Origin of the sequence: Nocardia sp. N2S4-5, from assembly GCF_044628355.1 — a bacterium.
Lineage (GTDB): Bacteria > Actinomycetota > Actinomycetes > Mycobacteriales > Mycobacteriaceae > Nocardia > Nocardia wallacei_B.
Genome location: NZ_JBIUPM010000001.1, coordinates 6,199,041 through 6,225,463 on the forward strand (window position 1 = coordinate 6,199,041; position 26,423 = coordinate 6,225,463).

Annotated in this window: 32 protein-coding genes; 24 read left to right on the forward strand and 8 right to left on the reverse strand. The window is 69.5% G+C overall.

Going from position 1 to position 26,423, the window contains the following annotated elements; translation table 11 throughout:
- Positions 1-116 precede the first annotated feature (116 nt).
- Genes ACFMRZ_RS28565 through ACFMRZ_RS28575 form a run of 3 tightly spaced genes read left to right on the forward strand, consistent with a single transcriptional unit; the run spans position 117 to position 2,143 of the window.
- Positions 117-488 carry a BlaI/MecI/CopY family transcriptional regulator gene (locus tag ACFMRZ_RS28565; protein ID WP_187684930.1) on the forward strand — a complete coding sequence of 124 codons (372 nt, stop codon included), beginning with the start codon at positions 117-119 and terminating at the stop codon, positions 486-488.
- A gap of 52 nt (positions 489-540) precedes the next feature.
- Positions 541-1,491: a M48 family metalloprotease gene (locus ACFMRZ_RS28570; protein ID WP_280272122.1), complete on the forward strand. Its 951-nt coding sequence runs from the start codon at positions 541-543 to the stop codon at positions 1,489-1,491.
- Between the two features lie 37 nt (positions 1,492-1,528).
- Positions 1,529-2,143, forward strand: a complete 615-nt coding sequence (locus tag ACFMRZ_RS28575; RefSeq protein ID WP_280369854.1) for an NAD(P)H-binding protein — start codon at positions 1,529-1,531, stop codon at positions 2,141-2,143.
- A 58-nt stretch (positions 2,144-2,201) separates the two neighbouring features.
- On the opposite strand, the gene ACFMRZ_RS28580 is transcribed toward ACFMRZ_RS28575, so the two are convergent.
- Positions 2,202-2,675: a hypothetical protein gene (locus tag ACFMRZ_RS28580; RefSeq protein WP_400181437.1), complete on the reverse strand. Its 474-nt coding sequence runs from the start codon at positions 2,673-2,675 to the stop codon at positions 2,202-2,204.
- Positions 2,676-3,046: 371 nt separating this feature from the next.
- On the opposite strand from ACFMRZ_RS28580, the gene ACFMRZ_RS28585 reads away from it, so the two are divergent.
- Positions 3,047-4,411 (forward strand): cytochrome P450, encoded by a 1,365-nt coding sequence (locus ACFMRZ_RS28585; protein WP_400181438.1) that lies wholly within the window; start codon positions 3,047-3,049, stop codon positions 4,409-4,411.
- 7 nt (positions 4,412-4,418) lie between these two features.
- On the opposite strand, the gene ACFMRZ_RS28590 is transcribed toward ACFMRZ_RS28585, so the two are convergent.
- Positions 4,419-5,246, reverse strand: coding sequence for a helix-turn-helix domain-containing protein (locus ACFMRZ_RS28590; protein WP_400181439.1), 828 nt, complete (start codon positions 5,244-5,246; stop codon positions 4,419-4,421).
- A gap of 210 nt (positions 5,247-5,456) precedes the next feature.
- Here ACFMRZ_RS28590 and ACFMRZ_RS28595 point away from each other — a divergent pair, with 210 nt between their 5' ends.
- A complete protein-coding gene (locus tag ACFMRZ_RS28595; protein WP_280272127.1) occupies positions 5,457-5,849 on the forward strand; it encodes a nitroreductase/quinone reductase family protein in 393 nt (130 codons plus the stop codon).
- A gap of 32 nt (positions 5,850-5,881) precedes the next feature.
- A complete protein-coding gene (locus ACFMRZ_RS28600; protein WP_400181440.1) occupies positions 5,882-6,529 on the forward strand; it encodes a pentapeptide repeat-containing protein in 648 nt (215 codons plus the stop codon).
- Here ACFMRZ_RS28600 and ACFMRZ_RS28605 read toward each other — a convergent pair.
- A complete protein-coding gene (locus ACFMRZ_RS28605; RefSeq protein ID WP_400181441.1) occupies positions 6,440-7,126 on the reverse strand; it encodes a YitT family protein in 687 nt (228 codons plus the stop codon). The genes ACFMRZ_RS28600 and ACFMRZ_RS28605 overlap by 90 nt on opposite strands.
- 524 nt (positions 7,127-7,650) lie before the next feature.
- On the opposite strand from ACFMRZ_RS28605, the gene ACFMRZ_RS28610 reads away from it, so the two are divergent.
- A complete protein-coding gene (locus tag ACFMRZ_RS28610) occupies positions 7,651-7,815 on the forward strand; it encodes a hypothetical protein (protein ID WP_400181442.1) in 165 nt (54 codons plus the stop codon).
- Positions 7,816-7,838: 23 nt separating this feature from the next.
- Here ACFMRZ_RS28610 and ACFMRZ_RS28615 read toward each other — a convergent pair whose 3' ends face one another.
- From ACFMRZ_RS28615 to ACFMRZ_RS28625, 3 genes are read right to left on the reverse strand one after another with little or no spacing between them, the layout of a single operon-like run.
- A complete protein-coding gene (locus ACFMRZ_RS28615) occupies positions 7,839-8,270 on the reverse strand; it encodes a PaaI family thioesterase (RefSeq protein WP_400181443.1) in 432 nt (143 codons plus the stop codon).
- A 41-nt stretch (positions 8,271-8,311) separates the two neighbouring features.
- Positions 8,312-9,028, reverse strand: a complete 717-nt coding sequence (locus ACFMRZ_RS28620) for a VIT family protein (RefSeq protein WP_280369839.1) — start codon at positions 9,026-9,028, stop codon at positions 8,312-8,314.
- A 48-nt stretch (positions 9,029-9,076) separates the two neighbouring features.
- Positions 9,077-9,472, reverse strand: a complete 396-nt coding sequence (locus tag ACFMRZ_RS28625; RefSeq protein ID WP_280272132.1) for a MerR family transcriptional regulator — start codon at positions 9,470-9,472, stop codon at positions 9,077-9,079.
- A 51-nt stretch (positions 9,473-9,523) separates the two neighbouring features.
- Here ACFMRZ_RS28625 and ACFMRZ_RS28630 point away from each other — a divergent pair, with 51 nt between their 5' ends.
- The 3 genes from ACFMRZ_RS28630 to ACFMRZ_RS28640 all read left to right on the forward strand — a co-directional run bounded on the left by ACFMRZ_RS28630 (position 9,524) and on the right by ACFMRZ_RS28640 (position 11,996).
- The gene (locus ACFMRZ_RS28630; RefSeq protein ID WP_400181444.1) at positions 9,524-10,171 is read left to right on the forward strand and encodes a class I SAM-dependent methyltransferase; all 648 of its coding nucleotides are present in this window, start codon (positions 9,524-9,526) and stop codon (positions 10,169-10,171) included.
- Positions 10,172-10,203: 32 nt separating this feature from the next.
- The gene (locus ACFMRZ_RS28635) at positions 10,204-11,139 is read left to right on the forward strand and encodes a phosphotransferase family protein (RefSeq protein WP_400181445.1); all 936 of its coding nucleotides are present in this window, start codon (positions 10,204-10,206) and stop codon (positions 11,137-11,139) included.
- 62 nt (positions 11,140-11,201) lie between these two features.
- Positions 11,202-11,996, forward strand: coding sequence for an alpha/beta fold hydrolase (locus tag ACFMRZ_RS28640; RefSeq protein ID WP_400181446.1), 795 nt, complete (start codon positions 11,202-11,204; stop codon positions 11,994-11,996).
- On the opposite strand, the gene ACFMRZ_RS28645 is transcribed toward ACFMRZ_RS28640, so the two are convergent.
- Positions 11,974-12,480 (reverse strand): GNAT family N-acetyltransferase, encoded by a 507-nt coding sequence (locus ACFMRZ_RS28645; protein WP_400181447.1) that lies wholly within the window; start codon positions 12,478-12,480, stop codon positions 11,974-11,976. The two genes, ACFMRZ_RS28640 and ACFMRZ_RS28645, sit on opposite strands and share 23 nt — an antisense overlap.
- Before the next feature lie 69 nt (positions 12,481-12,549).
- On the opposite strand from ACFMRZ_RS28645, the gene ACFMRZ_RS28650 reads away from it, so the two are divergent.
- From ACFMRZ_RS28650 to yidC, 14 genes are all read left to right on the forward strand, one after another.
- Positions 12,550-13,455: a LysR family transcriptional regulator gene (locus ACFMRZ_RS28650; RefSeq protein ID WP_400181448.1), complete on the forward strand. Its 906-nt coding sequence runs from the start codon at positions 12,550-12,552 to the stop codon at positions 13,453-13,455.
- Positions 13,456-13,530: 75 nt separating this feature from the next.
- Positions 13,531-14,493, forward strand: coding sequence for a DUF389 domain-containing protein (locus tag ACFMRZ_RS28655; protein ID WP_400181449.1), 963 nt, complete (start codon positions 13,531-13,533; stop codon positions 14,491-14,493).
- Positions 14,494-14,552: 59 nt separating this feature from the next.
- A complete protein-coding gene (locus ACFMRZ_RS28660; RefSeq protein ID WP_400182996.1) occupies positions 14,553-15,644 on the forward strand; it encodes a calcium:proton antiporter in 1,092 nt (363 codons plus the stop codon).
- Positions 15,645-15,917: 273 nt separating this feature from the next.
- Positions 15,918-16,778: an ABC transporter permease gene (locus ACFMRZ_RS28665; RefSeq protein ID WP_280272140.1), complete on the forward strand. Its 861-nt coding sequence runs from the start codon at positions 15,918-15,920 to the stop codon at positions 16,776-16,778.
- The gene (locus tag ACFMRZ_RS28670) at positions 16,778-17,644 is read left to right on the forward strand and encodes an ABC transporter permease (protein ID WP_400181450.1); all 867 of its coding nucleotides are present in this window, start codon (positions 16,778-16,780) and stop codon (positions 17,642-17,644) included. The genes ACFMRZ_RS28665 and ACFMRZ_RS28670 overlap by 1 nt, the downstream gene beginning before the upstream one ends.
- Positions 17,645-17,647: 3 nt before the next feature.
- A complete protein-coding gene (locus ACFMRZ_RS28675; protein WP_400181451.1) occupies positions 17,648-18,673 on the forward strand; it encodes an MlaD family protein in 1,026 nt (341 codons plus the stop codon).
- Entirely contained in the window at positions 18,670-19,668 is a 999-nt protein-coding gene (locus ACFMRZ_RS28680) for an MlaD family protein (RefSeq protein ID WP_400181452.1), read from the forward strand. Before ACFMRZ_RS28675 ends, ACFMRZ_RS28680 begins: the two co-directional genes overlap by 4 nt.
- Positions 19,656-20,699 (forward strand): MlaD family protein, encoded by a 1,044-nt coding sequence (locus ACFMRZ_RS28685; protein ID WP_400181453.1) that lies wholly within the window; start codon positions 19,656-19,658, stop codon positions 20,697-20,699. The genes ACFMRZ_RS28680 and ACFMRZ_RS28685 overlap by 13 nt, the downstream gene beginning before the upstream one ends.
- A complete protein-coding gene (locus ACFMRZ_RS28690) occupies positions 20,699-21,784 on the forward strand; it encodes an MlaD family protein (RefSeq protein ID WP_400181454.1) in 1,086 nt (361 codons plus the stop codon). The genes ACFMRZ_RS28685 and ACFMRZ_RS28690 overlap by 1 nt, the downstream gene beginning before the upstream one ends.
- Before the next feature lie 44 nt (positions 21,785-21,828).
- Positions 21,829-22,890, forward strand: a complete 1,062-nt coding sequence (locus tag ACFMRZ_RS28695) for an MlaD family protein (protein ID WP_400181455.1) — start codon at positions 21,829-21,831, stop codon at positions 22,888-22,890.
- Positions 22,887-23,843: an MlaD family protein gene (locus ACFMRZ_RS28700; RefSeq protein WP_400181456.1), complete on the forward strand. Its 957-nt coding sequence runs from the start codon at positions 22,887-22,889 to the stop codon at positions 23,841-23,843. Before ACFMRZ_RS28695 ends, ACFMRZ_RS28700 begins: the two co-directional genes overlap by 4 nt.
- 10 nt (positions 23,844-23,853) lie before the next feature.
- Positions 23,854-24,405 carry a hypothetical protein gene (locus ACFMRZ_RS28705; protein ID WP_400181457.1) on the forward strand — a complete coding sequence of 184 codons (552 nt, stop codon included), beginning with the start codon at positions 23,854-23,856 and terminating at the stop codon, positions 24,403-24,405.
- 50 nt (positions 24,406-24,455) lie between these two features.
- Positions 24,456-24,752 (forward strand): DUF6412 domain-containing protein, encoded by a 297-nt coding sequence (locus tag ACFMRZ_RS28710; RefSeq protein WP_400181458.1) that lies wholly within the window; start codon positions 24,456-24,458, stop codon positions 24,750-24,752.
- Positions 24,753-24,838: 86 nt separating this feature from the next.
- Complete coding sequence (gene yidC / locus ACFMRZ_RS28715) at positions 24,839-25,681, forward strand: membrane protein insertase YidC (RefSeq protein ID WP_400181459.1); 843 nt, start codon at positions 24,839-24,841, stop codon at positions 25,679-25,681.
- 212 nt (positions 25,682-25,893) lie between these two features.
- On the opposite strand, the gene ACFMRZ_RS28720 is transcribed toward yidC, so the two are convergent.
- On the reverse strand, positions 25,894-26,415 hold the full coding sequence (locus ACFMRZ_RS28720; protein WP_400181460.1) for a hypothetical protein: 522 nt from the start codon (positions 26,413-26,415) through the stop codon (positions 25,894-25,896).
- Between the last annotated feature and the right edge of the window lie 8 nt (positions 26,416-26,423).

A 26,423-nucleotide genomic window follows, 5' to 3' on the forward strand; every position in this document is an offset into this window, starting at 1 on the left:
CCGGGTGGGTCAAGTGACATCGCCGGTTTCGCGGGCCTATTTACTGTCTAAGTACGTAGATACTATGTCCAGTAAGCCGTCCGGTCGCCGGAGCGGCGGCACGACGAGGAGGTACGGTGCGCACGCGCGGATTCGGGGAACTCGAGTCGGTGGTCATGGACCGTCTCTGGAATCGGGACGGCGATCCGACCACCGTCCGGGAACTGTTCGACGAACTGACGCGGGAACGCGATATCGCGTACACGACCGTCATGTCGACCATGGACAACCTGCACCGGAAGGGCTGGCTGAAGCGCCGCCGCGAGGGCAAGGCGTTCCGCTACTGGCCCACCCTGACCCGCGAGCAACACAGCGCGCGGCTGATGCGGGAAGCGCTGGACGACGGCGGCCGCTCGGAACTGGTGCTGGCCCACTTCGTCGAGCAGATCGGGCCCGAGGAGTCCGATCGGCTGCGTGCGGCACTGCGGAGATTGGCGAGGGGAACATGAATTCGCTCGGAACCGTCCGATGGATGGTCGCGCCGACCGGTGAGGTGCGGGCGTGAGCGTCGCGATCGGGCTGTTTCTCTACGCCGTCGTGGTGGCGACGGCCGCGCCCCGGCTGCTGCCGCGACTGACGCGGCACGGGGTGCTGCCGCGGCTGGGCGTGCTGGCCTGGCTGACATTGATCGTGAGCGTGCTGGGCTCGTGGAGCGTCGCGCTGGTCGTGGCGCTGGCCGATCTCACACACTCCTGGTTCCGGCCGGACGGGCCGGTGCTGTCCGGACTGCACGAGGCCGAGGAGATCGCGGTCGGCCACGCCGGTTTCGCGGCCCAGCTCGGCCTGATGGCGGTGACCGGCGCGCTGACGGTGGCGGCGCTGGTGCTCGGCGTCCGATTGACCCGGCTGCATCGGCGGATGCGGCTGCGCGCGCGGGAACACGCCGAGGCGCTGCGGCTGACCGGTCGCCGGGTGCACCGGCACGAGGTCGCCGATGTGGTGGTGCTGGAGTCCGAGGAGCGCGCGGCCTACTGCGTGGAAGGCGTCCCGAATGTCGTCGTGGTGACCAGCGGCGCGCTGGCGGCGCTGGCCGACGACGAGCTGGCCGCGGTGCTCGCGCACGAACACGCGCACCTGCGGCACCGGCATCCGCTGCTGCTGACGATCATGCGCGGCCTGGCGACGACGTTCCCGCGGCTGCGGTTGTGCACCGTCGGCGCGCGCGAGGTGGCCCGGCTGCTGGAGATGTGCGCCGACGACTCTGCCGTGCGCCGGCACGGCCGCGCCCCGCTGCTGTCGGGGCTGCTCGCGCTCTCCGGCACGGCGCCCACGGGTGCGCTCGCCGCGAGCGGCGCCGACGTGCTGGCCCGCGCCGAACGCCTGGCCGCGCCGCGCGCCGGATGGCACGTCCAGGCCCGCGCCGGGCTGCTCACCGGGATCGCGCTGGGTGTCAGCGGCCCCTTGCTGATCGCCGCCACCGCGGCGTCGGGGATCCTGCTCTGCCTGCTGTGAAGATGTCGCCGGAGTGCGACCGGTTATGGTGGCGACTGTGCGAGTCTTCTTGGCGGGTGCCAGTGGTGTGCTGGGTGTGCGGCTGACGCCGCTGTTGGTCGCGGTGGGCTGCGAGGTCGCGGGGATGACGAGATCCCCGGCCAAGGCGTCGAAGCTGGCCGAACTCGGGGCCGAGCCGGTCGTGTGTGACGTGTACGACGCGGCGGGGCTGGAGCAGGCGGTGCGCGCCTTCGCCCCCGACATGGTGATCCATCAGCTCACGGACCTTCCCGACGACCGCGCCGACCTCCCCGCCGGACGGTCGGCGAACGCGCGCATCCGGCGGGAGGGCACCGCCAACCTATTGGCGGCGGCGCGGGCCGCGGGCACGAAACGCGTACTGGCGCAAAGCGTCGCGTGGGAGATGACCGGAGAGGGCAAGGCCGGCCAGGAATATCTGGAGGAGGCCGTGCTCGGCGCGGGCGGCGTGGTCCTGCGCTACGGCCAGTTCTACGGTCCCGACACCTATTACCCGGATCCGAGCGACTACCCGGACCCGCCGCGCATCCACATCGACGAGGCGGCGGCCCGCACCGTGACGGCGCTGGACCTGGCCTCGGGAATCTACGCCCTCACCGACACCGGCAAGACGGACTTCGAACCGGTGCAATAACTTTCGGCCCGCCCGGACGTTCGGCTGTTCCCCTCCGGACAGCCGAACGGTGAGCCGATCACCACGCGGTCCCCGTCGGATCGGTGTCGGCAACGTCGTCGAACGCGAGGTCGGATCCCGTGCAGGGCCACAGCTTCTCCGGTGCGGCCGTCACCACCCGGCACACGCGGCACACCTCGTCGAGACAGTCCGAACCCCCGGCGTCGCGCAGGTGCAGCCGTTTCGGCACGACGATCGCGTCGGGCGCGATCATGTGCGCGAAGTTCAGCAGATGCTCGATCGGCTCGGCGATGACATCGGGCTGCGGTTGCACCCGCAGGATGTACAGCAGGTGCCAGTCGTGCCGGGCCGCCGTGGCCCGGATCGCTTGTTCCGCGTCGTCTTCGGCCGCGCCCCAGCGCAGGCTGGTGCGCGGCGGGCAGAGATCGGTGCGCAGGTAACCGATGACGAACGGTTGTTCGCGCCGCGTGGGCAGCGCGAGAGTGGCGGTCTGCGCGGCGCGGTGGCCGGGCAGCGTATCGGACACGGTCATGGTTGCACTCCACGTCTTCGGCAAACCCCTCGAATCGCCGAGGGTGCGGTAGGAAAGGCCGGTGTGGCTCGTCGGGCGAGACGGCTGTACCGAGGCCGGACGGTCCCACTTCCGGAACCGCGAAATCGCTACCGTCCGTGCGTTACCAGTCAACTGCCGCGACCATCGGGACGTCAATGCACATCTTGTGAAAATGCCTGGGGGAACCCCGGTTCGGCAATCGGGTGCACGATTTGCACAAGGTGTGAATTGACACCCCGGAAACGTCGGCGGTTGACTGATCCGGCAAGGAAGGCAAGTGGTTTCCGGCGGGGCGGAGGGCGATTGCCGAGTGTTTTCCACGCTCGGCGTGAAATTCTGGGAGTAGTGCAGTGTCCGAACGTTTTCCGGCGGCCGAACCGGCCGTTTCCGCTGTTCCGGCCGCTCCCGGCGCGGTCCCCGTACTCGGTCATCTGCCCCGGATGCGGCACTTCCTGGACTTCCTGACCACCCTGCCCGCGTCCGGCGATCTCGTATCGCTGCGAATGGGTCCGGCCGAGGTCCTGGTGGCGTGCACGGCACACCTGGCGCACGAGATCCTGCGCCGCGGCGAGGATTTCGACAAGGGCGGGCAATTCTTCGAGCGCGCCAAGGAGGTGGTCGGCAACAGCCTGACCACCTGCCGGCACGACGAACACCGGCGGCAGCGACGCCTGGTGCAACCGGCATTCCACAAGCAGCGCCTGGTCGCCTACGCGGCGCACATGAGCGACGAGATCGCCGGGATGTGTGCGGGGTGGCAGCCGGAGACCACCGTCGACGTCACCGCCGAGACCATGACCGTGGTGGCGAAGATCCTCGCCCGCACGATGTTTCAGCGCGCCGCGCTCGCGCCCGCCGAACTGCGGCAGGTTCTCGAGGATATCGACACCCTGGTCGCGGTCGCGGCCAAACGCATGGTGCTGCCCGCCGCGCTGGGCCGCCTGCCGACGCCGGACAACCGCCGCTACCACGCGGCGAGCCTGCGGCTGCGCACCCTGATCGCCACCGCCGCGACCGAGGGACGGGCCGCGGGCGATGACACCGCCGATCTGCTGTCGGTGCTGCTGGCGGCCCGCGACGGGCAGACCGGCCTGTCCGACACCGAGATCGTCGACCAGCTGCTGCTGTTCCAGATCGCCGGAATCGACACCACCGCAACCGCTCTCGCCTGGGCGCTCTGGCTGATCGGCACCCGCCCCGACGTCGAGCGGCAATTACACGCCGAGGTCGACGCCGTGCTGTCCGGCCACGTGGCCACGCACGAGCACCTGCCGCGCCTGGTCTACACCCGGCAGGTGGCCGTGGAGACGCTGCGCAAGTATCCGCCGGTGTGGATCCTCACCCGGACCGCGATGACCGATACGGTGCTCGGCGGGTATCGGATCCCCGCCGGGGCCACGCTCGTGGTCAGCCCGTATCTGGTGCACCACCGGCCCGACCTGTACCCGGGTCCGGCCCGGTTCGATCCCGGCCGGTGGGAATGGGACCGCGACCTGCCCGCGGGGGCGTACCTGCCGTTCGGCCAGGGTGCCCGGCGCTGTATCGGCGAGCACTTCGCCATGACCGAGCTGACTCTCGCGCTGGCGTCGATCGCCGCGCGCTGGCGTTTGCGGCCCACCCCAGCTCTGGTGGAGCGCCCGCCGCGGCCTCGGCTCGCCGCCAGTCTGCGCCCGCCGCCGCTGCCGATGCTCCTCACCCGCAGAACGTCCGAGTGAGCGGCGGTCAGCGGGGCATGTAGATCTCGGGCGGGTAGCGCTTCAGGTACTCCGCGAGCCGGACCGGCCGCAGCGCCCAGTGCAGGAACGGGCTCCCGTCGTGCGACATCCGGAACACCATCTCGAAATCGGTGCCGTCGGAGATGTCCCGCACCCACACCGTGTCCCGATCGTCCAGGTCGGCGGGATACGGTGTGTCCCACATGTTCTCGAAGTCCGGGTTCTGCCGCAGCAGGGCCTTGACCTCCTCGATCCGGATCTCGGGGGCGAAGCCGGTCAGCTGCGTGCGGCACGCGCGCACGAGATGGTGGGTGTCCTCCTCCCAGCGCACGAACACGTCCCGCGCCGCCGGGGTGAGCACCTCGTACTCGACCACGCCTGCACCGGGCCCGAGACCGGGGAAGAACCGGTCGAAGGCCTCGTTGGTCGCGACGACCCGGTGCAGCGCGCCCTCGATCAGATCCCGTCCCGCCGGGGTGATCATGTAGCAGGCCGGGAACGGATCGGTGTCCAGCACGGTCAGTTCCCGTGGCGTCGGTGCGCGTGGCGCCTCGGGCCGGGACGCCGGGGCCTGCGCGGGGTCGACCAGCGACAGCAGTTGCCGGGTGTCGGCCGCCGGGATCCGCAGTACCGGCGCGAGCGCGGCGATCGTGTTCCTGGTCGCGGGCCGGTGCCCCGACTCGACCTTGCGCAGCAGGGATTCGGACAGATGCGCCGCGGCGGCCAGTTCCGTCACATCCAGGGCCGCGTCCTGACGCCAGCGCTGGAGGATCCGTCCGACCGGCAGGGGCTCGTGCGCGCTCCCTCGCCGGGGACCGCCCGCCTGTCTCCCCATCGTCCGCCCCTCCTGTCCCGACATCGGCCGGGCCTGTCGAGGTACTGATCCTACGCACGTGCTCGCGGTGGTCAAGCCCGCGGCGCGGGGCGACTGAGGCCGAACACGTTGCCACGCTGCATGTTTGGCGGTGCGCCGGGGCCGGAATCCGGGCAATCGCGCACACCGTGTCGGGATGCCCGTTCCGGGTGCCGGTGTTACCGTCGGCGCATGGCGAATCGTCGCGATATCCAGCACCGAGTAGTGACGACCTTCCAGCGCAACATCGGCAATCCCCTCCTGCGGCGACTGGGTGCGCAGACCCTGCTGGAGACGACCGGCCGAGTGAGCGGCGAGCCGCGCACGACCCCGATCGGCGGGCGACGTGTCGGCAACTCGTTCTGGTTCGTTTCTGAATTCGGCGAGCGCTCCCAGTACGTCCGCAACATCCGGGCCGACAACCGGGTGCGGCTGCGGCTGCACGGCCACTGGCACACCGGCACTGCCCATCCGGTACCCGACGACGACGCCCGCGCGCGGCTGCGCGAATTGCCGCGCGGCAACAGCGCGGTCGTCGGGATCATGGGCACCGACCTGCTCACCGTGCGCGTCGATCTGGACTGAGCGCGAAACGGCGGGTCGCCTAGGGTGCAGGGGTGCCCCGCGACCTAGCCGATCTGCCGTACGCCCGCTTCCTGGAAGGCTTCGACGCCGAACCCGAATCCGACACCGAGTACGAGAGCGTGCACGTCGACTCGGCCGCCTTCGAGGCGATCGACGCCCGTGGCGCCAGATTCACCGAGTCGGCGTTCACCCAGGCCGTGTTCAGCGGCGGCATGCTGCGGTATGCCCGCTTCGATGACGTCTGGTTCCGCAATGTCCGGTTGATCGGCACCAATCTCGGCCAAACCAGTTGGCTGAACAGTGAATTCGTGGATTCCGCGCTGGCGGGCGTGGAGGCCGTCGGCGCCGGGCTGCGGCGGATCCGGTTCGAGGGCTGCAAATTCGATTCGGTGAACCTGCGTAATGCCGCGCTGCAGGATGTCACCTTCGCCGATTGCGTCCTGCGCGACACCGATTTCGGCGAGGCCAAGCTCACTCGCGTCAGTTTCCCCGGGTCGCGGCTGGATCAGGTCGCGCTGCACAGGGCGACGCTGCGCGAGGTCGATCTGCGCGGCGCGGTCACCCTGGACATCACGGCCGGAATCGAGGCGCTACGAGGCGCCACCATCAGCCCCGTGCAGCTGTTCGACCTGGCCCCGGCCTTCGCGCGGGCGGCTGGAATCATCGTGCGCGACAACTGATTCCGGGGTGCGGAAGCCGGGCAGCCAGCGGTCGGCGAGTGGGATCAGCAGGTGGATCAGCGGCCCGATGCCGAAGGCGTACACCAGGGTGCCGATTCCGACGCTGCCGCCTAGCAGCCAGCCCGTCACCAGTACCGTTGCCTCGATGCCGGTGCGGATGGCCCACACCGGTTTCCCGGTGCGCCGGACCAGGCCGGTCATCAGGCCGTCGCGGGGTCCCGGGCCCATGCCCGCCCCGATGTAGAGCACGGTCGCGACCGCGTTGAGCAGCACGGCCGCCGCCATCGCGCCCACCCGCACGGCCGGCGCGTGGAGCTGTGGGAGCAACCACAGCCCGGCGTCGACCGAGATCGCGATCACCACGACATTGCTGATCGTGCCCAGACCCGGCTTCTGCCGCAACGGGATCCAGGCCAGCAGCACCGCCACGCCGGTCACGGCGGTGACGGTCCCGAAGCTCAGCGGCACCTGCCCGGCCACCCCCTGATGGAACACATCCCACGGATCGAGCCCGAGCCCCGCTCGGATCATCACGGCCATCGAGAACCCGTACAACCACAGCCCGGCATACAGTGCACACAGTCGGCGGAACAACATCGCACCAGCATGGTCCACAACTGGACCCCCGAAACAGATCCAATACAGGATCACTGGTCCTTAATCGGTTGGTCGCCGCGATGCCGCGGTGGTAACCTCGGGACCATGCGGACCGACACGTTCCCGGCCTGGTGGCTGCCCTAGGGCGGCCCCACTCCCGCATGTCTCCTCCCTTGCGGCCGCCCCGATCGGGCGGCCGTTTCGCATACCGGTGGCCTGATCGGGTGGCACCACCCGAAAGGAACCTCCGATGCCCCGGCTCACCGCCTTCACCCCCTCCGGCGATCTGCACGCCCTGACCCTGCATCACGAGCCCGACGAAGTACGCAGGCGCACACTGGAATTCGCGACGCTGCTCCTTGCCGCGGGCGTAGACCCGGACGGCGGCTTGTTCATGGTGCAGTCGCAGGTGCCCGAGCAACCTGCTGACCATCCTGAGCGCCTGCGCCGGTACCGCACCGGGGCTGCTGGCCGAGAAGTTCGACGGCTACGGCGATCTGAAGCGGGCGGTGGCGGATGCTGTGGTGGCTGTGCTGGACCCGGCCCAGCGGCGGTACGCCGAGTTGTCACGCGAGCCGGAGCGGGTACGAGAACTGTTGCGGCAGGGCGCAAATCGGGCTCGCGGGCGGGCGAGGGCGAAGGTGGACCTGGCGAAACGAGAGATCGGCCTGCTCCCGCTGCGTGACTGACGGTCGGCGGACAAGCCGGGAGCTCAGTGGTCCAAGGGAATTACCCGGGCGGTGGCCGTGGCGGTGCCGATCAATTCACCGTCCGGGTTGCGCAATTCGCCTGCGAGGAAGGCGATGTCGCCGTTGCGGTGCACTACCCGGCCGGTGCCGCGCAACCGGCCGGTGCGGGCCGGGCGCAGAAAACTCACCTGCAGGTCGAGGGTGGACTGGAACTCGTCGGGACCCAGCGTTGCCAGCAGGGCGGGACCCACGGTGTCGTACAGCATCGCGGCGACGAAGGCGCCCAGCACCTCGCCGAGCGGGTTGGTGAACGCCTCGGTCGCGGTGAAGGCGAGTTCGATTGTGCCACTGGGGATATCGGCCTCAAGGAATTCGAAGCCGAGGGTCTGCGCCGCCCGCGGGATCGGTGCGCGGCCCTCGACGCCGTCCCAGAACAGTCCTTTTCGCTCGGTCATGGCCTCCACTCTGGCAGTGGGGCGGGGGCCGGGCCAGTGATTCAGTGGCCCGACATGCCGGGGATCTGGCCGACGGCGTAGGTGATCGCCATGGCGAGCGCTCCGCCCACGACCACGCGGGCGGTGGCGCGCAGGGGGTTGCTGCCGCCGAGCCGGGCGCTGACCGAGCCCGTGACGGCGAGGGCGATCAGCACCGCCGTGAACGTCACCGGCACCCGCCACGTCGCCGGGGGCAGCAGGATCGCCAGCAGCGGCAGCAGGGCGCCGCAGGTGAAGGCCACCGCCGAGGAGAGCGCCGCCTGCCACGGGTTGGTCAGCTCGTTCGGGTTCAGCCCGAGCTCGGCTTCGGCGTGCGCGGCGAAGGCGTCGTAGGCGGTGAGTTCCTCGGCGACCTTGCGCGCGGTCGCCGTGGACAGGCCCTTGCGCCGGTAGATCTCGGCGAGTTCGGCCAGCTCGTAGTCCGGTTCCGTGGCCAGCTCCCGCTTCTCCTTCGACAGCAGCGCCTTCTCGGAATCGCGCTGGGTGCTCACCGAGACGTACTCCCCGGCCGCCATCGAGATCGCCCCCGCGACCAGCCCGGCCACGCCCGCGGTGAGGATCGGCCCGGTGCTGGTGGTGGCCGACGCGACACCGACGACCAGCCCGGCGGTGGACACGATGCCGTCGTTGGCGCCGAGCACCCCGGCGCGCAGCCAGTTCAGCCTCGACGCGAGCCCCTCGGTGTGCGGTTCGTGCGGATGCGTGCGGTTGTCGTCCACGACCGAAACAGTAGGCGGGCGCGGCAGCGGCGCCGGGGAGGGGACGGTTCAGCGCTCGGGCACGGCCCGCGCCAGCAGCGCGCGGAAGTTGGGGCACTCGCGCAGGTTCTCCGCGGTGCAGTCCGCGGCGTGCCCGATGGTCGCCATCGCCGCCTGTGCCCAGGCGATCTGCTCCTCGAGCCGGTCCTGGTGGGCGCGAAGCAGTTTCCGGCGGGACTCGCGATCCGCGGTGGCGGTGGACAGGGCGCGAATCTCGTCCAACGACATCCCGACCCGCTTGGCGACCAGGATCAGCCCCACCGTCTCGGTATCCGCGGGGCTGTAGCGGCGGCGGCCGCCGGAGTCGCGCCGCGGCGACAACAGGCCCATGTCCTCCCAATGCCGCAGTACGTGGGTGGCGATCCCGAATCGTGCGGCCAGATCGCCGATCGACAGATCCGTCATGCACCGGACTCTAAGCCGCGCGGAACCGCTCGTGCGGGCGGCACCGGTAGCATGCGTGGAGTGAATCCCCTTGTCGGTCGCGTGTTGTCCACCGTCGCAGGTCAGCTCGGCAATCCGCACGGAGTGCTGGGCAAGGGTGTGGCGGCGATGCTCAATCGCGGCAATCGTCCGGTCATCGAGGCGGCTGTGGCGGCCGCGGAGGTCGGCTCGGGCGCGGCCGCGGCCGATATCGGCTTCGGTGGCGGCGTCGGACTGTCGCTGCTGCTCGAACGCGTCGGTGCGAACGGCACCGTGCACGGGGTGGAGATCTCACCGGACATGCTGGCGCGGGCCAAGTCCCGCTTCTCCGCCGATGTCGGCACGGGCCGCCTGCGCGCCCTCGAGGGCTCACTGACCGACCTGCCGCTGGCGGATGCGAGCTTGGACGCCGCGATCACCGTGAACACGGTGTACTTCGTCACCGAACTGGACCGCGCCTGTGCGGAACTCGCGCGCGTGCTGCGCCCCGAGGGCCGTCTCGTCGTGGGCATCGGCGACCCCGCGGCTATGGCGCGAATGCCGTTCACCGCCTACGGTTTCCGGCTGCGCCCCGTCCCGGAGCTGATCGACGCCCTGGAACGGGCCGGCTTCACCGTCGAGGACCGCCCCCTCGGCAACGGCCCCATCCCCGCTCACCTACTCGTCGCCCGCCCAGCCTGAGCCCCACCGGCCCGTAGGATTCGGGGGTGGATATGAGTGCGAGTGTGGTGCTTCCCGACGGCTGGGCGGGTCGGGTTCGGGAGGCGCTGGCCGGGTCGCCGCGGCCGGAGTTGGCGGACGGGGAGTTGCAGCTGCTGGGCGCCGGGATGGACAGCGTGGCATTGCTGGTCGAATGGGGTGAGGGCGAGTATGTGTTGCGGTTGCCGCAGGATCCGCACGGAGCCGAGGGCATCGCGCGGGAGCACCGATTGCTGCCGGAGTTGGCCGCTCGGCTGCCGCTGCCGATCCCGCGGTTTCTGTTCACCGCGCCGAATCCACTGGGCCCCGGCGAGTTCTGTGTCTACCCGGCCGTCCCGGGCGAATCGCTGTCCGAGGAGCAGTGGCATGAGCGGGGACTGCTGGACCGGCCCGAGATCCACCGGCGCATCGCGGAATCGCTCGAGGGTGTGCACGCCTTCTCGGTCGACCGGGCGCGCGAGCTGGGCATCCGAACCTGGGATCTGCGCGGCGAATTCGCCGACGATCTGAAAACCATTCGCGCCGAGGTGATCCCGTTGCTCGATCGGTCCGACGCGGCGCTGCTGCTGGCCGCCTGGGAGCGCTACCTCGACGACGACGCGAACTTCGGCTATCGCCCCACGCTGATCCACGCCGATGTGAGCCTGGACCACCTGCTCGTCACCGGCTCCGAGATCACCGGGTTGATCGACTTCGGCGACGTGACGATCGGCGACCCGGATTACGACCTGTGCTACCTGTACCCGGAGGCCGGGCACGACTTCGTCGACCGCGTACAACGTTGCCGCGGTACCGAACTCACCCCGCGCACGGAGGCCAAACTGCGCTTCTGGGCCTGCGCCGATCCCGCCCTCGACGTGCTGCACGCCCAGGAGCACGACATGCCCGAGTTCCGGCACCAACGCCTGCGAGTTCTGTCCGAAGCCCTTGCGCGGTACCAGAACCGCTGACCGCCGGGGCGAAATTCGCTTGCGCCGGCGGTGAGGATGGTCGGGTGTGTGATTCTGCGACGATGACCGTCGACGGCGTTCCGATCAGGGTGACGGACTTCGGCGGCGACGGACCGCCGGTGCTCGCACTGCACGGAAGTTTCGGGCGCGCTGCGGTATTCGCCGGGCTGACCCGCGAACTGGACGGCCGGGCCCGGCTGCTCGCCCCCGACCAGCGCGGCCACGGGCACAGCGGCCGCACCGCCACCTACACCGCCGATGACTTCGTCGCGGACGCCGCCGCGCTGATCGAGCGCCTCGGTCTGGGACCGATGGTGGTGCTCGGGCATTCGCACGGCGGCATCACCGCCTACCGGCTGGCCGCGCGCCGCCCGGACCTGGTGTCGGCGTTGATCATCGAGGATGTCGGCCCGGTGATGCGCGCGCCGGAGATCGCCCACCCGGTGCTCGACGTGCGCGGCTGGCCCGCCGCCGCGCCCACGAAAGAGCAACTGGCCGAGGCGATCCGGGCTCGCGGAGTCCCCGATCCCGGCTACTTCATGCAGAGCGCCGAACCCGCGGACGACGGCTGGCGGCTGCTGTTCGACTGGGACGACATGATGGCCGTGCAGACCGGGGGAGTCGGCGACTGGTGGCCGGACTGGCTCGAATCCAGTTGTCCCGCACTGGTTCTGCACGGCGAGCACAGCCCTCTGCTGCCCGCGGACCTGGCGACCCGGATGGTCGCCCGCCGCCCCGGCAGCCGTCTGGTGGAGTTCCCGGGCGCGGGCCACTGGATTCACGACGACGACCCGGCCGGGACGGCCCGCGCGATCGCCGACTTCCTGGACGAGCTCAGACCAGGTCGTAACTCATGAACACGTCGGCCCGCGCGTAGGGCATCGGCCCGATCCGGTCGCTCGGTACGTGCACGAAACCCATGGATTCGTAGAGGTGCACGGCATCGGCCAGCTTGCTGTTGCTGCCCAGGAACAGCGCCGTGGCCCCACTGCGACGGGCGTAATCGATCGCCGCCCGCAGGATGACGCGCCCGAGGCCGCGCCCGCGCCGCTCCCGGGCCACCGCCATCTTCGACAGCTCGAAGACGCCGTCCCCCTCCGGCACCAGTGCCACGCAGCCGACGATGTCGGCGCCGTCGCGGGCGATGAGCACCTGCCCGCCCTTGCCGACGATCTCGCGTTCGGGATCGTCGAGCTTGACGGAGTCGGCGGGTTCCAGGGCGAACAACTCGACGATCCACGCCTCGTTGAGTTCCTTGAACGCGCGGGCGTCGGCCGGGCCCGACATCGGCTCGACCACGATCGTGCCGGTCCCTTCGGATGATTCGATCTGCTGTGTCACGCCGCCAGCATGCCCGCGCGTGAATCATCACGTCCAATACTTGATAGGTCGGATTGATACGTTGAACTTATGAACGACGGTGTGGAGCTGCGTCATCTGCGTTACTTCCTGGCGGTCGCGGAGGAACTGCACTTCGGCCGGGCGGCCGCTCGCCTACACATCGCCCAGCCCGCCCTGACCCAGCAGATCCAGCGATTGGAGACACTGCTGGCGACCCGGCTGTTCGACCGCACCTCCCGCAGCGTCGCGCTCACTCCGGCCGGGGAGGTGCTGCGCGAACGGGCCGCGGCGATCCTCGGGCACGCGAGCCGCGACCTCGACGAGGTGGCGCGGATCGGCCAGGGCAGCCAGGGGCGGCTCTATCTCGGCTTCGTTCCGTCGGTGCTGCCGCTGCAGCCACTGCGCAGCGTGCGGCGGTTCCGGGATCGCTATCCGCTGGTGCAGATCGACCTGGTCGAGGGCTACACCACGCACATGATGGCGCAGCTCGGGCACGGCGCACTCGACATGGTGATCGTGCGCGACCCCGACGAGCAATCCGGCGCCGTGGTGTTCCCGCTGGCCACCGAGCCGTTCATGGCGGTGCTGCCCGTCGACCATCCGCTCGCGGGCCGCGACGCGCTCACCGGCGCCGAACTCGCCGACGAGCCACTGGTGTTCTTCCCGCGCGCCGCCGGTGGCCACGCCCACGACAAGAACCTCCGACCCCTCATCGAAGCCGGTCACCGCCCCCGCATCGTGCAGGAGGGCAACAACTGGACCACCATCCTCTACCTCGTCGGTGAGGGCCTGGGCGTCACGGTCGCACCGCGCAGCGCGACCTTCACCGCCCCACAGACCGTCCGCATCGTGCCCCTGACCGAAACCGAAGCCACCACAACGGTTTACGTCGCCCACCGAGTAGCCGACGACCGCCCCCTGGTCCGCAACTTCCTGGCGCTGCTACCCACCGGCGACATGGCCGAGTTGGCCTGAGCCGCACCGGTCTCGGCGGCGCGTCGGCGGTCGAAGTTCGGCGCGGTGCGGGTGTTTGGGCGGCAGACTGGGGGCATGCTCCACCTGCGAATTCTGGCGCCGGCCGATCTGACCGACGGGGTGCTCGGTGTTCTCGACAGTGACGACGGCGTCAGCGGTCTGGCGGTCATGCGCGGTGCGGCGCTGCGGCCGGCCGGTGATGTCGTGATGGCGGATGTCGCGCGGGAAGCGGCCAACGACATCGTCGACCGGCTGCGCGGCCTCGGTGTGCATCAGCGCGGGAGCATCGAGATCCAGTCGGTGCCCACCTGGTTGTCGCGCGGCGGGTTCGAGGCCGAGGTGCGCTGTCCGGGTAGCGCCGCCGATTCGGTGGTGTGGGCGGATGTCGCGCAGCGTTCCTACGAGGCCACCGAACTCAACTGGACGTACCTGAGTTTCATGACCCTGGCGACGGTGATCGCGAGTATCGCCATCGTCAACGACTCGCAGGTGCTCGTCATCGGGGCGATGGTGCTGGGACCGGAGTTCGGCGCCATCGCCGCACTGGGCGTGGCGATGGTGCGGCGGCGGTTCGTGCTCGGCGTGCTCGCGTTCCGGACATTGGTGCTCGGCTTCGTCGCGGCCATCGCCGTCACACTGCTGCTGGCGGTCCTCGGCCGGGCGCTGGGCTGGATCACCCTCGACGATGTGGTCGGCCCGCGGCCGGGTACGGCCTTCATCTACTCCCCGGACAAGTGGTCGTTCATCGTGGCGCTGGTCGCCGGCGCCGCCGGGGTGCTGTCGCTGACCTCCGCGAAAGCGACCGGACTGGCCGGTGTGTTCATCTCCGTGACGACGGTTCCGGCCGCGGGAAATATCGCGCTGGGCATCGCCTTCGGCGTCGGCTCGGCGATCGCGGAGAGTTCCCTGCAATTGCTGGTGAACGTGGCGGGCATGGCCCTGGCCGGTTGGGCGACGCTGGCCGTACAGCAGGCGGTGTGGTCGCGGATCTCGGTGCGCCGCGCCAGACTCATGCTGCACCCGCGCCGCATGCTCTGAGTCCCGGCCGACCGAGAGGCTTGTCTCCTTTGCGTGAAATGCCCGATTCCGCTGGGATCATGGAGGGCGTGGTGCGCGCGATCGACAGACATTGGACGACCGTTGTTCCCCTTCTCGCCGCCGTGGTTCTGGCGATTTCCTGGGTGACGCACCCGACCGGACCGATGTCCATCCTTCTCGCGGCCGCGCTGGCGGGCGCGGTGCTGTCGGCGGTGCAGCACGCCGAGGTCGTGGCCCACCGGGTGGGTGACCCGTTCGGTTCGCTGATCCTGGCGATCGCGGTCACGGTCATCGAGGTCGGGCTCATCGTCATGCTGATGACCTCCGGCGGCGAGGACGCGGCGGCACTCGCCCGCGACACCGTATTCGCCGCGGTCATGATCACCTGCAACGGCATTTTCGGGCTGTCATTGCTGGTCGGAGCCCTGCGGCGGCGCGTGGCGGTATTCAATGCCGAGGGCACCGGCGCGGCGCTGGCGACCGTCGCGACGCTGGCGACCTTGAGCCTGGTGCTGCCCACGTTCACCACGAGCAAGCCGGGGCCGGAGTTCTCCGGCTCGCAATTGGCCTTCGCGGCGGTGGCCTCGCTGCTGCTGTACGGGCTGTTCGTGATGGTGCAGACGGTCCGGCATCGCGACGACTTCCTGCCGGTGGAATCCGGCGGAGCCGACGTCGAGCACGAGGATCGCCCGTCGGCGCGGACGGCCGTGCGCAGCCTGGTGCTGCTGGTGGTCGCCCTGATCGGGGTGGTCGGACTGGCCAAGCTGGTGTCGCCGTCGATCGAGCACGGTGTCGCGGCCGCCGGTCTGCCGCGATCGGCGGTGGGCGTGGTGATCGCGCTGCTGGTCCTGCTGCCGGAGACGCTGGCCGCTGTGCGCGCCGCCCGCCGCGACCGCGTGCAGACCAGCCTCAATCTGGCTCTCGGCTCGGCCATGGCCAGTATCGGACTGACCATTCCGGCCATCGCCCTGGCCTCGATCTGGATCTCCGGCCCGCTGACGCTCGGGCTCGGGGCCACCCAGATGGTGTTGCTGGCGCTGACCGTGGTGGTCGGTGTGCTGACCGTTGTCCCGGGCCGTGCCACCCTGCTGCAGGGCGGCGTTCACCTCGTGTTGTTCGCCGGATTCGTCTTCCTGGCCGTCAGCCCGTGAGTGCGCTATCCGTTAACTGCATGGCTGTGTCGGCCGTCATAGCGATAGCGGATCTGCGCTGATAACACGTTTCAGAATCGTTGTCGGCAGGCCGTTGTCGCGCTCCGACCTGCCGGTTAGGCAAGCTTCGAGCGATCGCTTTCGAGGCGATGCTCACACCGTGATCGACTTTACTGTAACTAGTTGTAACGATTAGCTTCATGTTGGCAGTGTTGCCGATCACGGAGAGAGCGACTTGAATCCCGAGACACATCGACCACACCGGAACCGCCCATGGCGCCGGTGACTCGGGCTCCCTCGAGCGCGATATCCGACAAGCGAGCAGCCGTTCGTATCGTTCGCAAGAACTTCTCCGACACGCTGGTGTCGGCGCTGCGGACCTTCGGCCGCGCCGTGGATATCGCCCGCGAATCGGTGGTCGGTACCGCGAGCGATGTCGCGCGGCGCGAATTCCAGTGGCGCGAGGCCGTTCTGCAGGCGTGGCGGCTGGTGACCGTCACCGCCATTCCGGCGGTGCTCATCGCGATACCGTTCGGCGTCATCGTCTCGGTGCAGGTCGGCAATCTCATCCACACCCTCGGCGCGGACTCGCTGCTGGGCGCCACCGGCGGCCTCGGCGTCATCAAACAGGGCGCCCCGCTGGCCACCGGCTTCCTGCTCGGCGGGGCGGGCGCGGCCGCGATCGCCGCCGACCTGGGCGCGCGCACCATCCGCGAGGAGATCGACGCGCTGAACACCATGGGCATCAGCCCGATTCACCGGCTGGTGATCCCGCGGCTGGCGGCGATGATCTTCGTCGCGCCGCTGCTGAATATCCTGATCATCTTCGTCGGCATCGTGGCCGGGTACGCGGTCGCCGTCGGCGGGCAGAACGTCACGCCCGGCAGCTACTGGGCGACGTTCGGGTCGTTCACCACGGCCGCCGACGTGTGGGTGTCGCTGCTGAAAGCGGTCGTCTTCGGCTTCCTGGTGGTGGTCATCGCCTGCCAGCGCGGGCTGGAGGCCAAGGGCGGGCCGCGCGGCGTGGCCGACGCCGTCAACGCGGCCGTGGTGCTGTCGGTGGTGTCCATCGCGATCGTCAATCTCGGCGTCACCCAGGTGGTCGAGATGTTCCTGCCCACGAGGCTGGTCTGATGGCCGTCTCCACCTACTTCCCGAAAGGGCTGGGCTGGTTCGCGCGCCTCTACCGGCGACGCGGACTGGTCTCGGCGCGGATCGAGGGCGTCGGCTTCGTGCTGGCGTTCGTGTGGCAGGTGCTGTCGTCGATTCCCTTGACGCTCAGGCGATATCGCGACGAGGCACTGCGGCTCATCTCCGATATGACCTGGGGTCGCGGCTCGGTGATCGTCGGCGGCGGCACCGTGCCGATGATGATCGTGCTCGGCCTGGTGATGGGCGCCTCGGTCGCCGTGGAGTCCTTCACGATCCTGAACATGCTGGGCATGGGCCCTGTCACCGGCATCGTGTCGGCCTACGCCACCACCCGTGAGCTGGCCCCGATCGTGGCCGCGATCGGTTTCGCCGCGCAGGCGGGCTGCCGGATGACCGCCGAGATCGGGTCGATGCGCATCTCGGAGGAGATCGATGCCATCGAGGCGCTCGGGCTGCGGTCGGTGCCGTTCGTGGTGACGACCCGCGTCATCGCGGGCGCCATCTCGATCGTGCCGACCTTCCTGATCGGGCTGATCCTGTCGTATCTGGCCTGCCGCGGCCTGATCACGCTGGTGCACGGCCAGTCCGCGGGCGTGTACGACCACTACTTCTTCCAGTTCGTCTCCGGCTTCGACGTGATCGCGGCGGTGCTCAAGGTCGCCGTGTTCGCGACCGTGGTGATCCTCATCCACAGCTACTACGGCTTCTTCGCCACCGGCGGCCCCGAGGGCGTCGGCATCGCCTCCGGTCGCGCGGTGCGGGCCTCGTCGGTCGCGATCGTCGCCATCGATATGGTCCTCACCCTCGCGCTGTGGGGCTTCAACGCGACGATCAGTTTCACGGGATAGCGAATGCCGAAATACGGAATGCCCGGCGTCGCCGTGGACAAGAAGAGGTCGCTGCTGATCGGCGCGGTCGCGCTCGGCGTGATCGCGGCCGTGGTGGTCGCGGTGTCGCTGTATCGCGGACTGCGCGACGACGACGGACTGCACATCGCCCTGCATACCGAGCAGATCGGCGACGGCGTGCTGGCCGGCACCCCGGTGCGAGTGGACGGGGTGCAGGTCGGCAAGGTCACCGAGATCGTGCCCGACGAGCGCGGCACTCAGCGAATCTCGTTGCGGCTGGACCGTTCTCAGCTGTTCGGCATCGACGACAGTCTCCAGCTCGACTACGCACCGGCGAATCTGTTCGGTATCAGCGAGATCGAGCTGCGGCGCGGACCCGGTGGCGCGCCGCTGCGCGAGAACGGCACCGTCGACCTGACCGGAAAGCGTTCCGCCGCAGTCTTCGACGCCACCATGGGCAGTCTGCTGCGCAGCTTGTCGCAGACCGGCGACGCGGTGCTGACACCGCAGATGGCCACCGTGATCGCGCAGCTCTCCACCGATGTCGAGGCCTTCACCCCGCTGGCGCAGGCGATGATCACCGTCGCCCAGACCATCACCGACAACCAGAAGATGCCCCCTTCCGAACTGGTGGGCCGCCTCGGGCCCGCCTTCGACGGCGGCGGCAAGTTCGCCGGCGCCACCATCCAGGTGCTCGATCTGATCCGCGATCTCCCACGGCTGCAAGACAATCGGCAGCCCTATGACGCCGGGGTGCGGGTCCTGACCGATCAGCTGCTACCCGGACTGGCGAACCTCGGCGGGGCCGCGGGGGCCGGTCTGTCCGGCACCACCGACCTACTGGCGCCCGTCCTCGCACTGCTCGGGCAGATGGTGCCGCGTCCGCAGCAGTCGGGAACCGACCTGGCCGAACTGATGCGGCGATTGCGCGCGGCGATGCCCGACACCCCGGACGGCCCCGTCCTCGACACCGAGATCGACCTGCGCGGCGTCCCCGTGCTGGCGCCACTGCTGGGAGGTGCGCGATGAAGGTCGGGGCCGCGGCGTGGCGGCTGGTGCTGTTCGCCGGAGTGATGGTCGTCGTCCTCGCCCTGGTGTTCACGGCCATCAAGCGGCCCGTGTCGGGGGACACCGAGGCCCACGACGCCCTGTTCACCGACGCCAACGGGCTCAAGGTGGGTGACGATGTGCGCCTGTTCGGGGTGCAGGTCGGCAAGGTGGAGGGCGTCTCGCTCGACGGCGCGCAGGCGCGAATCCACTTGTCGCTCAAGACCGATGCGCCCGTCTACGACAACTCCCGGCTCGCCATCCGGTATCAGAACCTCACCGGGCAGCGCTACATCGACCTGCAACAGCAGCCGCAGCCGGGTGCGCGCATCCCGGCCGGGGCGACGATCGGCACCGAGCGCACCGTGCCCTCCTTCGACGTCACCAGCATGTTCAACGGCCTGAAACCGGTGCTGGCCACCATATCTCCCGAGGCGATCAACCAGTTCAGCGCGAGCATGGTCGCGCTCATCGAGGGCGACGGCAGCGGTGTCGGACCGGCGCTGGACGCGATCGGCAAGCTGGCCGCCTATGTCGACAATCGGCAGCAGGTGATCGGCACGCTCATCCACAACATGTCCGATCTGTCGGAGAAGGTCGGCGGCCGCGTGCACCACCTGGTGCCGCTGCTGGCCCGGCTCACCGACATCTTCCAGGCGTTGCAGACCAATATCGGCGGACTGGCGCAGTTCGCCATGGCCGCACCGTCGGTGCTCGGGCCGCTGGACAACCTGTTCGACGCCCTGGGCCTGCAGACCGGCGACGACGTGGATGCCTTGCTGCGCAACCTGTTCCCGGACCCGCAGCAGGCGCTGGAGGTGCTCGACCGGCTGCCGGGTCTGCTGGCCGGGCTCGACGCCGCCACCCCGAAGTCCGTGGCGGGCTGGAAACCGCAGTGCTCCAAGGGAACCGCCGATGTGCCGCAGGTGTTCGGCGTGCTGATCGCGGGACAGCAGGTGGCGATATGCAACGGCTGAGACTGGGCCGGTTCCTGCCCCGGGACCGGGCGGTGGCCGACGAGGCGACCCGGCATCGGCGCGAAATCCGTTACGGGATAATCGGTGTGGTGCTGGTGGCGGCACTCGCGATCGCGGCGGGTGTGCTGTACGTCGTGCCGGTCGGCAAGAAGACCTACACCGCCGAACTGTCGGAGGCCCAGTCGGTCAAGGCGGGCGACGACATCCGGGTGGCGGGGGTACCGGTAGGCAACGTGAAATCGCTGGAGCTGAAACCGGATCGGGTGCTGATGCGATTCACCGTCGACTCGAAGGTGTTCGTCGGCAGCGAGTCGTCGCTGGACGTGCGCATGCTGACCATCGTCGGCGGCAACTATGTCGCGCTGTTCCCGTCCGGCGGTGAACCGCTGGGCGACAAGCCGATTCCGGCGGAGCGCGTCCGCCTGCCCTACAGCCTGGTGCAGACCTTTCAGGACGCCGCACAGCCGTTGCAGCAGATCGACGGAGACACGTTGCGGCGCAATCTGTCCGCGCTGGACAGCTCCATCGAGCAGGCGCCCGATGCGCTGCGCACCACCCTGGACACCCTCGGCACCTACATCGACGCGCTCAACCGGCAGCGCACCCAGGTGTCGAACGCGGTCGCCGTGGCCGACGAGTACGTGACCATGTACGACGGCGCCAAGACCGATCTGGGCCGGTTGATGGACAACGTGAATCTGATGGAGACCCTGGTCCTGGACAAGCGCGCCGAACTGCGCGAAGGGGTGCGGTTGCTGCGCGTGGTCGTCGATCGGGTGGCCGGACTGGCGCCTACCTGGGACTCGGCGCTGGAGCCGAAACTGCGGCAATTGATCGACGCCGTACCGCAATTGGAGAACCTCGGCGCGCAGCTCGAACCGGTGCTCGCGGCGGTGCAGAGCCTCGGGCAGAAGCTGGTCGAGCTGACCGACGGCGGCGTGACGATCGACCGATCCGGTTCGACGATCACCGTGCCGACGCCCGCTCCCGAGGCGCGGGTGTGTGTGCCGGTGCCGGGGAAGGACTGCTGATGTTGCATCGTGTGCTCGGCTCGCGCTGGCTGATGTCGATCGGTGGCGCCGTGGTGCTGGTCGCGCTCACCGTCGTCGGATATTTCGTCGCGTTCGATCCGGCGAAGCCGACCGCGAGCTACTGCGCGATCATGCCCGACAGTGTCGGGCTGTACACCGGGAACCAGGTCACCATGCGTGGCATTCCCGTCGGTACGGTCACTTCGATTGCACCGCAGGGTGATTCGGTGCTGGTCGAGTTCGATGTCGAGGCCGACAAGCCCGTGTACGCCGACGCCGGCGCCACCACGCTGTCGGACAGCATCGTCGCCGCGCGGCAACTCGCCGTGGTGTCCAGCGGCAAGGACACCGCGCGCTGGAATCCCGCCCGGTGCATCACCAAGACCCTCACACCCAAGAGCATCAGCGAGACGTTGAACGCGCTCGCGCAGTTGTCCTCGGAAATCCAAGGGCCCGACCCGGATTCGCCGGACGCGCTGGCCCGCGGGCTGTCCGCGCTGGACTCCGCGACCGTCGGCACGGGGCCGCAGATCAACGCCATCGTGAAAAAACTGAGTGCGGCGTTGGCGACGCCCGACGCCGATATCGCGCACCTGGTCGGCATCTTCGATGCCTTCGCCTCGGTGTCGAAGAAGGTCGAACAGCACTGGGGCGACCTGAAATCCATGCTCACCCGGCTGGCTCCGGTGCTGGACCACGCCGCCACCGACCTGATCGGACCGGGCGCGCGGCTGTTCGACGGGCTACAGCAGGTCGTGCCCATGCTCAACGACCTCACCACGATCCTCGGTGACCCGATCATGAAGACGCTCGACGCGACGGTGCCCTTGGTCAAGTTCCTGCGCGCGCACGTCGGTTCGCTGACCCAGGTGATCGGCATGACGCCCGTGCTCACCCAGGCCTTCCGCGCGGTGGCGGGCGAGGGCATCTCCTTCGCGCCGCCCAAAGTGGCGGTGCCGCAACAGAATGCGGACCAGGTGTGCGCGGCTGTCGAGGCCCTCGCGCCGGGTAGGTGCACCGCCGAGGGCGGCATGGTGAAGATGGACGCCGCCACCCTCGTATTCGGATTGGCGGGTGCCCGATGAGCTGGATTCGGATCGCGAAACCGACATCTCATGCGTGTGGCCGGGTGGCGAGGCGGCGTCTCGTCGTGTGCCTCGCGGTGGCGCTCGCCGCGACTCCGACCGCCGCGGGATGCGCGTTCGATCCCTCCTCGGTGCCCGTGCCCGGCACCACCGTGTCGGGGCCGACCTATCACGTGCGGATCGAGTTCGCGAATGCGCTGAATCTGCCCGCGCGGGCCAAGATCATGGCCAACGGGGCGCAGGTGGGCACGGTCTCCGGGGTCTCCGTGGTGAGCGCGGCGCAGTCGGCCGGGCGTGGCGGTTACGTGGTGGTCGACGCCGACCTCTCCGAATCGGTGCGGCTGCCCGCGACCACCCGCGCCGAACTGCGACAGAACACGGTGCTCGGCGATATCCACGTCGCTCTCCTCACTCCGCCGGACGGGTTCGGCACGGTGCTGTCCGACGGCGCCACCATCCCACTGGCACAGACCAAGCCGCCGGTTCAGCTGGAGGACACGATGGCCGCCATCGCCACGTTCACGCAGGGCGGCGCGGTGACGCAGTTGCAGGACACCATCAACCAGATCAACGGCGTCCTGCCGCGTGATCCCGCGCGCACCGCACAGATCTCGAAGACCATGGCCGACGACGTGGTCGATCTGGCCGCCGACCTCGACAGCGTCGATGCCCTGCTCGACGGACTCGGGACCAATGCCCAAGTGCTGCATGACATCCGGCCCGAACTGGACAATATCCTGAGCGAGAAGTCGGTGGCGGAAATGAACGGCATCGTCGCCTCCATCGTGGGCGTGACGAAGATCTTCGACCTGCTCGGGCCGGTCGGCACGTCGCTCACCTGGCTCGGTCCGGTGCTGCAGGGCGCCGACGGGGCGGCGCAGGCGTTCCTGCCGCTGCTCACGTCCTCGCAACCCCTGGATCTGAGTCGGCCGTCGAATCTCCAGACGCTGGTGGCACTGCTGCGCGACAAGGTGATCCCATTTCTCGAGCACGGTCCCAAGGTGAATATCGTCGGCGTGAAAAACGATGCCGCGAACGATGTTTCGGCCGCGGATCAGGCGGATCGGATCGTCGGCACCCTCCGGATGATCGGAGCGGTGCGATGAGGATCGGTGCGCTGGCCTCGCTCGGCGGTATCGCCGCCATCACCGTGCTCGGCGCGAGCTACCTGACATTCGGCGTGGTGCGCGCCGATCCGTTCGCCGAGTACACCCGCGCCACCATGGTGCTCGCCGATTCCGGCGGGCTGGGCGCCGATTCGCCGATCCTGTTGTCCGGCATCGAGGTCGGCCGCGTGACCTCGGTGCGCAAGAGCGCCGACGGCGTGGAGGTCGGGCTGCGGATGGACGCCGACCGCAACGTGCCGACCGACAGCGTGGTCACCATCGAGCACCTGTCCGCGCTGGGTGAGCCCTACGTCGAATTCCGGCCACGCACCGGCGCCGGACCGTATCTGCGCGACGGGCAGCGGCTGGCGAGTGCGAATGTCCGTACGCCGCTGTCGATCCCGGAGGTCGCGCGACTGGTCACCAAGACGATGAACCAGCTCGACCCGAAGGTCGTCGGCTCCCTGGTCGGCACGGCGAGCCAGGTGTTCGAGGACACCGACGCCGCGATCCCGAATCTGGCCCGCTCCGGCGACCTGCTCGCGGCGGCGATCATGAGCCGCAGCCCGCGAATCGCCGACCTGCTCAACAGTTTCCAGGCCGCGGCCGCCGACATCGACTGGGCGGGACCGGCGACCAGCGCCGCCGCCCCCGAATTCGTGCGGTTCACGCAGACCCTGAACGACCTGGTGGGCGCGGTCGGCAGGCTCGTGGACACCCAGCCGGCCACGGCCTACACCGAGGGCAGCGGCCTGGTCCCGTTCCTGGACCGGCTCACCGCGGCGCTGCGGGAACTGGGGCCGGAGCTGAAATCCCTGGCGCCGGCGCTGCAACCGCTGACCGACGCGGCGACCTCGGCGGCGCCGCGCATTGATATTTCCAGCCTGATCACGCAGGCCCTCGACGACGTCGACAGCGACGGGGCCGTGCGCGTGCGAGTGAACGTCAAGTAGAGGAGAACCGATGGCGAACGACAGTGGTACCGAGAATCCGCGCACGGTGTCCGTCCGGCTGTCGACGGTCGCGACCGCCCTCGCGGGCGTGGCGCTGATCGCGCTGGCCGCCGTGTTCGGAGCGCTGTGGCTTTCGGCGCGCGGCACGCTGCACGACCGCGATGCCCGGGCCGCCGACGAGCGGCACGCCGAGCAGGTCGCCACCGACTACTCGGTCGGGGCGTCCAACATCAATTTCCAGGACGTGAACGGCTGGGTCGCGAAATTGAAGGCGAACACCAGTCCACAGTTGGCGACCAAATTCGACGCCACCGCACCGAAACTCCAGGAGATTCTGGTCCCGCTGAAGTGGACCTCCAGCGCGACACCGATCACCGCCAAGGTGATGTCGACCGACAACGGCCACTACCGGGTGAACGTCTTCCTGAACGTCACCTCCACCAGTTCCCAGACCCCCGAGGGCGCGCAGACCACCGTCACCTACACCGTCGACATCGACCCGGCCGACGGCTGGAAGGTCACCGACGTCGGCGGCATGAACGGCGCACTGCCCAAGCAGTAGACCGAGCGATAGGACATGGTGGGGCGGCACGGGTTCGGTACTCTCGTGGCATGACTTCCCGGATCCGGTCGGCCGCGCTGGTGCTGTGCGCGCTGGTCGTATCCGCGCTGGCGGCCCTGGTGATGCCGGTCGGGGAGCCGAACGCGCTGGTGGCCGTGGGCGCGGCCGCCGTGGTGGCACTGGCCGTGGTGGCCGCGCACACCGCGCGGGCCACGATGCTGCCGGTCGTCGTCCACGCCGGGCCGCCGGTTTCCGCGCAGCGCCGCCGCCGGGGATCTTTTCTGCGCCAGAGCAATCCGGACACCGCGGGCCGGGCGCGGCCCAGGGCGCCGGGGCACGGGGCCTGACCGCGTCGTAGGACGCGGTCGGCGACTCCGCTGACCCTGTTCCCCCTCGCCCCTCCGCGGGGCGCCTCGCCGTGAGGTGCTGTCCCATGCTCGATTTCGTGTATTACCCCGTGTCCGCCGTGCTGTGGTTGTGGCACACCGGATTCGCCGCCGTGCTGGGCGCCGGCAGCAGCCTGGCCTGGGTGCTGGCGATCGTCCTGCTCGTCGTCACCGTGCGGATGCTGCTGATCCGGCCGTTCCTGGCACAGGTGCGGTTCTCCCGGACCATGGCGGTGCTGCAACCGCAGGTGCGCGAGTTGCAGGCCAAGTACGCCGACGACCGCGAGAAACTGGTCGCCGAAACCCGGAAATTGCAGCAGGAGCACAACTTCAGCCTGCTGCGCGGCTGCCTGCCGATGGTCGGGCAGCTGCTGCTGTTCCTCGGGCTGTACCACGTGCTGCGCTCGTTCGACCGCACCGGGCCGGTCTCACAGGTGCCGTTGCTCGGCAACTCCACCTCGATGACCGCCGCCGAGAACGCGGCCACCGCCAACTATGTGTTCTCGCCCGAACAGGTGCAATCGTTCCTCCAGGCGAAACTGCTCGACGCGCCGCTGTCGGCGACGCTCGCGACCTCCGGCGGATCGTTGACCGCCGTTCTCGCCGTGGTGATTCCGCTGGTTCTGATCGCTGGTGTCGCCACCCATTTCACCGCGCGTTCCGCCATCGCCCGGCAGGCCGAGACCACCCCGCAGACCCGCGTGATCAACTGGCTGACCCTCTGGGTGTTCCCTTTGGGCGCGGCGCTCGCCGGTGTGCTCATGCCGGTCGGCATCCTGGTCTACTTCGCCACCAGCAACACCTGGACCTTCGCGCAACAACACCTGATCCACCGCCGCCTCGGCCCCCTCCCCACCCCGTCCCCCCGCCCCGAAAGCGCCCCCGACTGAACCCACGCACACCGATCCACCCCACGCCCGCCTGTTCTCCAGACGTCATCCCGGCATGTTTGTGGCCGGGATCCACCACCCGGGTTCCGGCCACAAACACGCCGGAACGACGAAATCCCCACCGTGCCTGGCAAAGCCCGCACCCGCGCTCACCCTCCCGCGTTCGCACCGGGGGCCGGGGCGCAGTCCAGCAATGCGCCCCGGCGCTCGGCTCACCGGCCGGTGGTGGCCCGGCTGTGCGCCTGCCGGATCGGGTCGTCACGGCGGGGTGCCCGGGCGGGCGCTACGCCCGGGTACGCGGGGTGGGAGACCACCACCGTGGCCACGGTGAGGATCTGGTCCACGTCCACGCCGTCGGCGGCCAACCGGGCGATGATGCCCAGCCGCCGCTCCCTGCTGTCGGGACGGATCAGGATCTCCTGCCGCCCGCGCAGGGCGACGAAGACCCGCCGCCGCGCGTCGTAGCGCAGCGGCACCCCGTCGCGGACGGCCCGGTAGGCGTCCACGTCGAGGTCGCGATGCCGCTCGGCGTCGATCAGCAGACCGTCGACGAGCCGCCCCGCCTGCTTCACCAGCAGGTACTGCACCGCCGGCGCGGCGGATCGGATCCGCAGGTCCACCCGTCGCCAGTGCTCCGCGACGGGTTTGCGCAGCAGTTCCCGATGCCGCTCGATCTCGGCTGCCAGCCGATCGTCGGCGCGGTCGTCGGACGTCGACGAGTAGAACTCGGCCATGTACATGC